Source organism: Streptomyces sp. NPDC049627, assembly GCF_044465645.1.
In the GTDB taxonomy this organism is placed as follows: Bacteria; Actinomycetota; Actinomycetes; order Streptomycetales; family Streptomycetaceae; genus Streptomyces.
The window spans coordinates 26,611-34,907 of sequence record NZ_JBITLW010000005.1 but is presented as its reverse complement, the minus strand read 5'-3'; the positions used below and the strand labels follow the sequence as shown (position 1 = coordinate 34,907).

Annotated in this window: 6 protein-coding genes and 1 pseudogene; 2 read left to right on the top strand and 5 right to left on the bottom strand. The window is 72.1% G+C overall.

From position 1 onward, the window contains the following. Window positions 1-45: 45 nt before the first annotated feature. From ACIBU0_RS14610 to ACIBU0_RS14590, 5 genes are all read right to left on the bottom strand, one after another. On the bottom strand, window positions 46-678 hold the full coding sequence (locus tag ACIBU0_RS14610) for a GntR family transcriptional regulator (protein ID WP_398817010.1): 633 nt from the start codon (window positions 676-678) through the stop codon (window positions 46-48). Window positions 679-964: 286 nt separating this feature from the next. Beyond that, window positions 965-2,761 carry a 2-oxoglutarate dehydrogenase, E2 component, dihydrolipoamide succinyltransferase gene (gene sucB / locus ACIBU0_RS14605; RefSeq protein ID WP_398817007.1) on the bottom strand — a complete coding sequence of 599 codons (1,797 nt, stop codon included), beginning with the start codon at window positions 2,759-2,761 and terminating at the stop codon, window positions 965-967. 59 nt (window positions 2,762-2,820) lie between these two features. Further along, on the bottom strand, window positions 2,821-4,209 hold the full coding sequence (lpdA, locus tag ACIBU0_RS14600; RefSeq protein WP_062702738.1) for a dihydrolipoyl dehydrogenase: 1,389 nt from the start codon (window positions 4,207-4,209) through the stop codon (window positions 2,821-2,823). Window positions 4,210-4,487: 278 nt separating this feature from the next. Continuing rightward, window positions 4,488-6,035 (bottom strand): leucyl aminopeptidase, encoded by a 1,548-nt coding sequence (locus tag ACIBU0_RS14595; protein WP_398817004.1) that lies wholly within the window; start codon window positions 6,033-6,035, stop codon window positions 4,488-4,490. Between the two features lie 258 nt (window positions 6,036-6,293). Continuing rightward, entirely contained in the window at window positions 6,294-7,073 is a 780-nt protein-coding gene (locus ACIBU0_RS14590; protein ID WP_398818256.1) for an adenosylcobinamide-GDP ribazoletransferase, read from the bottom strand. 73 nt (window positions 7,074-7,146) lie between these two features. Here ACIBU0_RS14590 and ACIBU0_RS14585 point away from each other — a divergent pair, with 73 nt between their 5' ends. Both ACIBU0_RS14585 and ACIBU0_RS14580 read left to right on the top strand, forming a co-directional pair. Then, window positions 7,147-7,911: a hypothetical protein gene (locus tag ACIBU0_RS14585; protein ID WP_398817001.1), complete on the top strand. Its 765-nt coding sequence runs from the start codon at window positions 7,147-7,149 to the stop codon at window positions 7,909-7,911. Window positions 7,912-8,083: 172 nt separating this feature from the next. Further along, window positions 8,084-8,297 (top strand): annotated as a pseudogene (locus ACIBU0_RS14580) (hypothetical protein); the annotation flags it as partial.

The following is an 8,297-nucleotide window of genomic DNA, read 5'->3' as shown; positions in this document are numbered from 1 at the left end:
CGGCGGTGTCGGGGTTGCGGGGGCTGGGCGAGTTCCCGGCTCGGGTTACTTGCTTTCGTGGCGTGGTGCGCAGCCGAGGACGTGGGCCTTGACGAGCTCGGCGATGCGGGGGTCCCGGCGCTGGAAGGCGGCCACGAGTTCGTCGTGCTCCTCCGCGTACGACTGCTGCACGGTGCCCAGCCAGCGGATCGACAGGGCCGTGAACACCTCGATGCCGAGGCCCTCCCAGGTGTGCAGCAGCACGGAGTTGCCCGCCGCGCGGACGAGTTCACGGTGGAAGGCGACCGTGTGCCGTACCTGGGCGGTGCCGTCGGCGTTGCGGTCGGCCTCGTAGAGGGCGGAGACGTGCGGCTCCAGGGCGGAGCAGTCCTCGGCGAGCCGGTCAACGGCGAGTTCCGCGGCGATGGCCTCCAGGCCGGCCCGGACCGGGTAGCTCTCCTCCAGATCGGCCGCGGTCAGATTCCGCACGCGGACGCCCTTGTTGGGAGCGGACTCGATCAGCCGCAGCGACTCCAGTTCGCGCAGGGCCTCGCGTACGGGTGTCTGGCTGACCTCCAGCTCGGTCGCGATGCGCCGCTCCACGATGCGCTCGCCCGGCTGCCAGCGACCGCTGATGATCCCCTCCAGGATGTGCTCGCGGATCTGTTCGCGCAGCGAGTGGATGACGGGGGCGGTCATGGGAGCTCCTTAGGGGCGCGTTTGACGTTTAGACAATAAGGCCGGTGCGCTCCGTGGGGAGGGCGCGCGGGGGCGCTTTCGTGCAGGTGAGACGAGACTTACACGGGGTGGCGGTGGGGTGCCTGAGAGCTCGGTGTGATCTGCCGTCGGGCGGCTGCGGGTTGTTTGTGGCTGATCGCGCCCCGCCGCGGAGCCGCATATCGACACAGCCTCGCGCCCCTAAAGGGCGGTGCCCTTGCCCGGAACTTCCAGGCAAGGGCACCGATGTGTTGCAGCGGGGCGGCGACTACAGGCCGAGCTCGACCTCGAACTCGCCCGCCTCCAGGATCGCCTTGACCGCCGTCAGGTAACGGGCCGCGTCGGCGCCGTCGACCAGGCGGTGGTCGTAGGACAGGGTCAGGTACGTCATGTCGCGGACGCCGATGACCGTGCCCTCCTCCGTCTCGATGACGGCCGGGCGCTTGACCGTGGCGCCGATGCCGAGGATCGCGACCTGGCCCGGCGGCACGATGATCGTGTCGAAGAGCGCACCGCGCGAACCGGTGTTGGAGATGGTGAAGGTCGCGCCGGACAGCTCGTCGGGCGTGATCTTGTTGGCGCGGACCTTGCCGGCCAGCTCCGCCGTGGCCTTCGCGATGCCGGCGATGTTGAGGTCGCCCGCGTGCTTGATGACCGGGGTCATCAGGCCCTTCTCGGAGTCCACCGCGATTCCGACGTTCTCGGAGTCGAAGTAGGTGATCGTGCCCTCGGCCTCGTTGATCTTGGCGTTGATGACCGGGTGGGCCTTCAGCGCCTGGGCCGCCGCCTTCACGAAGAACGGCATCGGGGAGAGCTTGACGCCCTCGCGCGCGGCGAAGGAGTCCTTGGCCTGGCCGCGCAGACGCATCAGCTTGGTGACGTCGACCTCGACGACCGAGGACAGCTGCGCCTGCTCGTGCAGCGCCTTGACCATGTTGTCGCCGATGACCTTGCGGATGCGCGGCATCTTGACGGTCTGGCCACGGAGGGGCGAGACCTCCAGCGCCGGGGCCTTCTTGGCGGCAGCCGGAGCCGCGGCGGCGGGGGCCGGGGCAGCGGCGGCGGCCTTCGCGGCCTCGGCGGCGGCGATGACGTCCTGCTTGCGGATACGGCCGCCGACGCCGGTGCCCTTGACGGTGCCCAGGTCGACGCCGTTCTCGGCGGCGAGCTTGCGCACCAGCGGGGTGACGTAGGCGCCCTCGTCGGTCGGCTTGGCGGCGGCCGGAGCGGCCGGAGCCGGGGTGACCGGAGCGGGGGCGGGCGCCGGCGCGGGCGCCGGAGCCGCGGGCTGGGCCGGAGCCGGGGCGGCAGCGGCGGGCGCGGCCGGAGCGGCGGGGGCGGGCGCCGGAGCCGCGGGGGCAGCCGGAGCCGCGGGCGCGGCCGGGGCAGCGGCGGCGGGAGCCGGAGCCGCCGGGGCCGGGGCGGCCGCCGGAGCGGCACCCGCGACGCCGATGACGGCCAGCTTGGCGCCGACCTCGGCCGTCTCGTCCTCGCCGACCACGATCTCCAGCAGCGTGCCGGAGGTGGGGGCGGGGATCTCGGTGTCGACCTTGTCGGTGGAGACCTCGAGCAGCGGTTCGTCGGCCTCGACGCTGTCACCGACCGACTTCAGCCAGCGGGTGACGGTGCCCTCGGTGACGGACTCGCCGAGCGCGGGCAGGACCACGTCCGTGCCCTCGGCCGTACCGGCGCCGGCAGCGGCCTCGGCGGTCGGGGCCGGAGCGGGGGCGGCCTGCTCGGTGGACGGCTGGGCGGCCGGGGCCGGCTCGGGAGCCGGCGGGGCGACCTGCTCGGCGGCGGGGGCCGGGGCGGCAGCGGGGGCACCGGTGCCGTCGTCGATCAGGGCCAGCTCGGCGCCGACCTCGACCGTCTCGTCCTCGGCGACCTTGATGGAGGCCAGGATGCCGGCGGCGGGGGAGGGGATCTCGGTGTCGACCTTGTCGGTGGAGACCTCGAGCAGCGGCTCGTCGGCCTCGACGCGCTCACCCTCGGCCTTCAGCCAGCGGGTGACAGTGCCCTCGGTGACGCTCTCGCCGAGCGCCGGAAGGGTTACGGAAACCGCCATGGTTTCGGTTGCTCCTTACGAATTGCGGAAGTCTGAGTCGTCGCTTCGTCGACCGAGGGTCAGTCGTGCGCGTGCAGCGGCTTGCCCGCCAGGGCCAGGTGGGCCTCGCCGAGCGCCTCGTTCTGCGTCGGGTGGGCGTGGATGAGCTGGGCGACCTCGGCCGGCAGGGCCTCCCAGTTGTAGATCAGCTGGGCCTCGCCGACCTGCTCGCCCATGCGGTCGCCGACCATGTGGACGCCGACCACCGCACCGTCCTTGACCTGGACGAGCTTGATCTCGCCCGCGGTGTTCAGGATCTTGCTCTTGCCGTTTCCGGCCAGGTTGTACTTCAGGGCGACGACCTTGTCCGCGCCGTAGATCTCCTTGGCCTTGGCCTCGGTGATGCCGACCGAGGCGACCTCCGGGTGGCAGTAGGTCACGCGGGGGACACCGTCGTAGTCGATCGGAACGGTCTTCAGACCGGCCAGACGCTCCGCCACCAGGATGCCCTCGGCGAAGCCGACGTGCGCGAGCTGGAGGGTCGGGACGAGGTCACCGACGGCGGAGATGGTCGGGACGTTGGTGCGCATGTACTCGTCGACCAGGACGTAGCCGCGGTCCATCGCGACGCCCTGCTCCTCGTAGCCGAGACCGGCGGAGACGGGGCCACGGCCCACCGCCACCAGCAGCACCTCGGCCTCGAACTCCTTGCCGTCGGCGAGGGTGACCTTGACGCCGTCGGCGGTGTACTCGGCCTTGGAGAAGAAGGTGCCGAGGTTGAACTTGATGCCGCGCTTGCGGAAGGCGCGCTCAAGAAGCTTGGAGGAGTTCTCGTCCTCGACCGGGACGAGGTGCTTCAGGCCCTCGATGACGGTGACGTCGGCGCCGAAGGACTTCCACGCCGAGGCGAACTCGACACCGATGACGCCGCCGCCCAGGATGATCGCGGACTTGGGCACGCGGTCCAGGACGAGGGCGTGGTCGGAGGAGATGATCCGGTTGCCGTCGATCTCCAGGCCCGGCAGCGACTTCGGCACGGAGCCGGTCGCCAGCAGGACGTGGCGGCCCTGGATGCGCTGACCGTTGACGTCGACGGAGGTCGGGGAGGACAGACGGCCCTCACCCTCGATGTACGTCACCTTGCGGGAGGCGACCAGACCCTGCAGGCCCTTGTACAGGCCGGCGATCACGCCGTCCTTGTACTTGTGGACCCCGGCGATGTCGATGCCCTCGAAGGTGGCCTTGACGCCGAACTGGGCGCTCTCGCGGGCCTGGTCGGCGATCTCGCCCGCGTGCAGCAGGGCCTTGGTGGGGATGCAACCCCGGTGCAGGCAGGTGCCGCCGACCTTGTCCTTCTCGATCAGGGCGACGTCCAGGCCCAGCTGCGCCCCGCGCAGGGCCGCGGCGTAACCACCGCTACCACCGCCGAGGATCACTAGGTCGAAAACGGTGCTGGCGTCGTTCGCCACGTCACGTCCTCCATGCATGTGCGCCGTACGCCGGTCTTCACTGACCGGCTGGCGGCTGGTGTCCGGCCGCTCGTTCTTCGGCCCTTAGGTGGGGCCCTGTCCTGCCGACGCCCATCTTCGCACTTGTCCACACCGAACGAGACGCCGGGCCGGTGTGTGAGACGCCCCACGTTCAGTTGAGCGGGCTCGGAAGTGTGGGCACGCGGTCAAGGAAGTGCGGGCACGGAAGAGGGGGCTCCGCCCTACCCGCGTGCGGAGCCCCCTCACCCGGACCGGCGTCAGCCCAGGTCACCCGCCGCCGTCAGCTCGGCCAGCCGCACCAGCGTCCGCACACCGGACCCCGTACCGCCCTTGGGCGTGTACCCGAAGGGCCCGCCCTCGTTGAACGCGGGGCCCGCGATGTCGAGGTGCGCCCACGTGATGCCCTCGCCCACGAACTCGCGCAGGAAGAGACCGGCGACCAGGCCCCCGCCCATGCGCTCACCCATGTTGGCGATGTCGGCGGTGGGGGAGTCCATTCCCTTGCGCAGGTGCTCCGGCAGCGGCATCGGCCAGGACGCCTCCCCGACCTCCTCGGCCGCCTCCACGATCGCGGTGCGGAACGCGTCGTCGTTGGCCATCACACCGAAGGTGCGGTTGCCCAGCGCCAGCACCATCGCACCCGTGAGCGTCGCCACGTCCACGATCGCGTCCGGCTTCTCCTGCGACGCGGCCCACAGGGCGTCGGCGAGCACGAGCCGCCCCTCGGCGTCGGTGTTGAGCACCTCGACCGTCTTGCCGCTGTACATCCGCAGCACGTCACCCGGACGCACGGCGGACCCCGACGGCATGTTCTCGGCGAGCGCCAGCCACCCGGTCACGTTCACCTGGAGGCCGAGCCGAGCGGCGGCGACCACCGCGGCGAAGACCGCCGCCGCGCCGCTCATGTCGCACTTCATCGTCTCGTTGTGCCCGGCCGGCTTCAGCGAGATGCCACCCGAGTCGTAGGTGATCCCCTTGCCGACGAAGGCGAGGTGCTTGTCCGCCTTGGAGCTCGTGTACGTCAGCTTCACCAGCCGCGGACCCGCGGCGGACCCGGAGCCGACGCCGAGGATGCCGCCGTAGCCGCCCTTGGTCAGCGCCTTCTCGTCGAGCACCTGCACCTTGATGCCGTGCTCCTTGGCCGCCGCCGAGGCGATCGCGGCGAAGGACTCCGGGTTGAGGTCGTTGGGCGGGGTGTTGATGAGGTCGCGGGCGCGGTTGAGCTCCTCGGAGACGGCGGCGGCGCGCTGGATCGCCGCCTTGTGCTCCTTGTCGCGCGGCTTGCCGCCGAGCAGGGCGGCCTCGGCGAGCGGGGCCTTTCCGTTCTTCTTGTTCTTCTCGTCGTTGCCGCTCGCCTTGTAGGCGTCGAAGGCATAGGCGCCGAGCAGCACGCCCTCGGCGACGGCGCCGACGTCACCGGCATCGCCCAGCGGCAGCGCGAACGCGGCCTTCTTGGAGCCGGCGAGGCTGCGGGCGGCGACGCCGGCGGCCCTGCGCAGCGCCTCCGCGTCGTACGCCCCGTCCTTGGCGTCCTCGGGCTCGGCACCCAGGCCGACCGCCACCACGAGCGGGGCCTTGAAACCGGCGGGTGCGGGGAGCTTCGTCACCTCGCCCTCGGCACCGGAGGCACCGAGGGTCTCCAGGACGCCGGCCAGCTTGCCGTCGTACGCCTTGTCCACGGCCTCGGCGCCCGGTGCGACGACCAGGCTCCCGCCCTTGGAACCAGAGCCCTTGGCGACACCGATCACGATCGCGTCGGCCCGCAGGCCGGGCGCCGCGGCGGTGCTGAGAGTGAGAGCAGTCACGGTGGTGAAATCTCGCTTCCGATGTGAAGTTGCGATGGCCGAATGGGTGTGGGTCGACCGGGCCCGACGGCCGACCCTAGTTCCGACCTACGGGTGCGGTATCAGCGGGGCCTTCCCCGGTACGGCGAACACTCGGGACGAGCCTACGCTCGTGTGAGCGTTTGCTCATTCCTACGGGCGTTCACCTGTCGGTGGCGTCGTGGTCGTTTCTTGATTCCCGGCGTCGGTGAGCCGAGTCACGCCCGTCCGTGGGTGGCGTCAGCCCAGTGACAGCACGACGAGCGCGGTCGTCGCCGCCGTCTCCGCGAGCCCGCCGAAGACATCACCGGTGACGCCGCCGAAGCGGCGGGTGCAGTGCCGCAGGAGGAGCTCGGCGGCGGTGAGGGCGGCGAGGACCGCGAGGGCGGTGCGTGCGATGTCGTCCGTCCCGAGCAGCGCTCCCGCCGCGGCGGCGACGCCGGTCACGGCCAGGGCGGCGGCCACGGCACCCCGTACGGGAACCACCCCGGCCACCGCCGCCCCCAGCCCCTCCGGCCGTGCGGCGGGCACCCCGGTGCGGGCGGCGAGAGTGAGCGCGAGACGGGCGGCGACCGCCGAGACGACGGCGGCGAGGGCGCCCCGGGCCCACGAGCCGTCGTACAGCCGGTCGAGGGCGGCCACCTGTGCGAGCAGCGCGAACACGAGCGTGATGACGCCGAAGGGCCCGATGTCCGACTGCTTCATGATCCGCAGGGCGTCCTCGGCGGGCTTGCCGCTGCCGAGCCCGTCGGCGGTGTCGGCGAGCCCGTCGAGATGCAGGCCCCGGGTCAGTACGGCGGGCACGGCCACCGTGGCGACGGCGGCGAGGAGGGGACCGGCGCCGAGGGCGAGGAGCAGGAGCCCGAGCAGGGCGGCGCCCACCCCGAGCACCACCCCCACCAGCGGGGCGCAGAGCATCCCGCCCCGCGCGGCCTCCCGGTCCCAGCGGCTCACCTTGACGGGCAGCACGCTGAGGGTGCCGAAGGCGAAACGGAGACCGTGCAGGGGCGGCGGGGTCATGGACACGCCCGCAGAGTAGCCCGGACGCCACACCCGCCGAGCAGCGCATCCTGGTCGCGGACACACTGACCCCATGGGCCACTGGCTGGAGCGCAACGTCGTCGAACCGGGCAAACTCCCGCTGCTCCTCGCCCTGACCGCCTTCGTCGTCACCTTCCTCGTCACGCGGCTCATCACGCGCCTCATCCGCGCGGGCAAGGGCCCCTTCCGCAACATCGAGACCGGTGCCGTGCATGTCCACCACGTGGTCCCGGGCGTCGTCCTGACCGTCGCGGGCGGCTTCGGAGCGGTGTCCAGCAGCCGCTACGGCTTCGGTGCCGCCGTCTTCGCGGTGATCTTCGGCATGGGCGCGGGGCTGGTCCTCGACGAGTTCGCGCTGATCCTGCACCTCGACGACGTGTACTGGACGGAGGAGGGACGCAAGAGCGTGGAGGTCGTCGTCCTCACGGCGGCCATGGGAGGCCTGCTGCTCGTGGGCTTCTCACCGCTGGGCGTCAACGACATCAACCAGGACGAGGCGCAGGGCCGCGGCACCGTCCTGCTCAACGTCGGCGTGAACTTCCTCTTCTCCCTCATCGCGCTCGGCAAGGGAAAGGCCCGTGTCGCGATCTTCGGCGTGATCGTGCCGGTCATCGCCCTGGTCGGCGCCATCCGCCTGGCCCGCCCCAACTCCCCGTGGGCCCGCCGCTTCTACGCCCGCCGCCCGCGCGCCCGCGCCAAGGCCGCCCTGCGCGCCTACCATCACGACCGCCGCTGGGCCCGCCCCCGCCGCGCCCTGGAGGAATGGCTGGGCGGCAAACCCGACACGGCGCCCGACACCACGGCGGACCGCCGCTGACGCCGGGGCGTATGGCAGTGACGTCGCACAGTGGGCCTGCGTCGAGGCGCCATTGTGCGCCTACTGTCACGACCGCCGCTGGGCCCGCCCCCGCCGCGCCCTGGAGGAGTGGCTGGGTGGCAGACCCGACGGCGCCTGGCACCACCGCCGACCGCTGCTGACGCCGCGGCGCATGGCAGTGACTTCGCACCGGACCAGCACCGCCCGCGCGATGGGTGCCGTGCGCGCCCACCGTCACGACCGCCGCTGGTTGCGGCCCCGCCGCGCTCTGGAGGAGTGGCTGGGTGGTAAACCCGACGGCGCCTGGCACCACCGCCGACCGCTGCTGACGCCGCGGCGCATGGCAGTGACTTCGCACCGGACCAGCACCGCCCGCGCGATGGGTG